This window comes from Streptomyces sindenensis (genome assembly GCF_014649035.1).
Taxonomy (GTDB): domain Bacteria; phylum Actinomycetota; class Actinomycetes; order Streptomycetales; family Streptomycetaceae; genus Streptomyces; species Streptomyces sindenensis.
Genome location: NZ_BMSG01000076.1, coordinates 1 through 1,764 on the forward strand (window position 1 = coordinate 1; position 1,764 = coordinate 1,764).

1 protein-coding gene and 2 pseudogenes are annotated in these 1,764 nt (G+C 59.4%); 1 reads left to right on the forward strand and 2 read right to left on the reverse strand.

The window, feature by feature from the left end; all coding sequences use genetic code 11:
- Nucleotides 1-381 precede the first annotated feature (381 nt).
- Nucleotides 382-483, forward strand: a pseudogene (locus IE145_RS33700) (DNA-binding protein); the annotation flags it as partial.
- Between the two features lie 132 nt (nucleotides 484-615).
- Here IE145_RS33700 and IE145_RS33070 read toward each other — a convergent pair.
- Together IE145_RS33070 and IE145_RS33075 are read right to left on the reverse strand one after the other, a co-directional pair.
- On the reverse strand, nucleotides 616-1,494 hold the full coding sequence (locus tag IE145_RS33070) for an SMODS domain-containing nucleotidyltransferase (RefSeq protein ID WP_189529110.1): 879 nt from the start codon (nucleotides 1,492-1,494) through the stop codon (nucleotides 616-618).
- Nucleotides 1,495-1,496: 2 nt separating this feature from the next.
- Nucleotides 1,497-1,764: pseudogene (locus IE145_RS33075) on the reverse strand (hypothetical protein); the annotation flags it as partial.

Genomic DNA, 1,764 nt, shown 5'->3' on the forward strand with positions numbered 1-1,764 from the left:
GCCGCTCAACGATCCTCGCCACAGGCCACAGCCTATCGGGCCAATTGAGATGACTTCTAAGTCGTGGAGCGGGTGACGAGAATCGAACTCGCGCTCTGAGCTTGGGAATCAGCGGTTCTTACGCTGCTAGAGGGGCTCTGACCTGCGATTTCGGATTGATCAGGTGGATGGCTCCCGGTCTCTGGGAACCGTATCTGACCGCTGTTGTCCGCTCTGCTGGGCACGGATGGGGCACGAGCGGTGGCGGTGCAGCGGTGGCCACCAAGTTGCATGCCCCGTGTCGCCGCACGAGTGCGCCCCGGGGCCAAGCTCCGGCCGTCATGACCGCGGAACTCGAGGTGCCGTCGGCACCCTCCCGCACCAACATCCCACGCTTGAACTGGGCCCCACGGACACAAGTACGCCATCGACGCCACTGTCGCCGAGGTCGCACTGCGCCAGCCGAAACCGGTCGCCCTGCTGACGTTCTACAGCGACGGCATAGGTGCCCATGTACGCCCCTGTCCGGCGCGGTTGATTTCAGCAGCGGATGTCAGAGACCTTCTGATCCGTAGCTCTGGAGAGTCCGGTCGCTGGAGGTCATGCAGGTTGCCGTAAAGAGCGATGTGGGAGTTGTCACCCATACATAGGGAAGTCATTGCCCAGGATGATCCGCCAGAGACGGATGGCTTCACGGTGGTCGCCCCGGTTCTCAGCGGCCAATGCCAAGTCCGCTCTATCCCGAGCACTCTTCAGGCTGTCATTTGCGGCATCCTTGCTCGCCCAACTCAAGTAGGTGGAAAGGTCGCCGCTAAACCCGGCGGGGTCCTGTACGGAGAGATTGTAGAGGTTGTAGTCGAAGAACAATCGCAGCGCTTCCCTTGAGTTGTTTCCCAGAGTTCCGTACGTCCGCGCAACCAACACCTCAAGATGGAAGGAGGAGAGACGCGAACTGTGTGCCTTATTCCATTTCTTGGCGAACCGGATGACTCTCTTGAGGTTACCGCCCAAGGCGTTGTTGCGATCGTCGAGGTATGTCTCGTGTTTATTGGGATTGGTGGTCAACCAGTTACCCGCACCATCAGGGATGCCGAAATCACCACTTGTGTATTTTTCGACCGGAGCCACGTCCACGCTCAAGCCGTCGGCGTAGAAGAACCGCACAGCCTGGCCACGAGCGCCAACCTTGCGTACGGGCGAGTTTTCGTTGAGTACCTTCCGCACCCGATACAGAAACTCGGAGGAGTTGTATCGGTATCTTCGGTTCCACAAGTCTTGGTCGACATGCATATGGACCATGAGGTCAATGTCATCGACAGGATTGCAAGCTGTTTTCCGCCCGAGCGAGCCGATGATCTTGTGGGACTGATAGCGGATGTCGTTACCGGCAGGAAATGCTGCCTTTATGACGTTCACGACTGCATCTCGGCGTCCGTAGACCTTGGTCCGGGTGGCAGATGAGGGCTTCGTCTTGAGGTCGAACTCGTTGAACGCGGCCACGGTGGTCGTTGCCATTTTTACTCCCCCTCGTCCGTGGCGTAGCTCTGGCCACCGCCGCTGATGTTCTTGCTGGACTTTTTGTAGGCCAGGCGGCCCGGTGGGTCTGACGTCTTGTTAAGCTCATCCCGAGTGTTGGTGAGGTTGCGCAAGGTGTCTCGCGCGTCCTCGCGGCTCATATCGACCAGGTCGATCGCGAGAAACTGTCGGGCGGCTGTCTGCAACTGAGACGGTGTCTCACGTGGCGAGCTTCGCGAGTCGCTTGTAGCAGGTGAGGGCTGCGGCGAG

Coding starts and splice junctions, on each gene's coding strand:
- IE145_RS33070 (WP_189529110.1), bottom strand. CDS start 1,494: ATGGCAACGACCACCGTGGCCGCGTTCAACGAGTTCGACCTCAAGACG.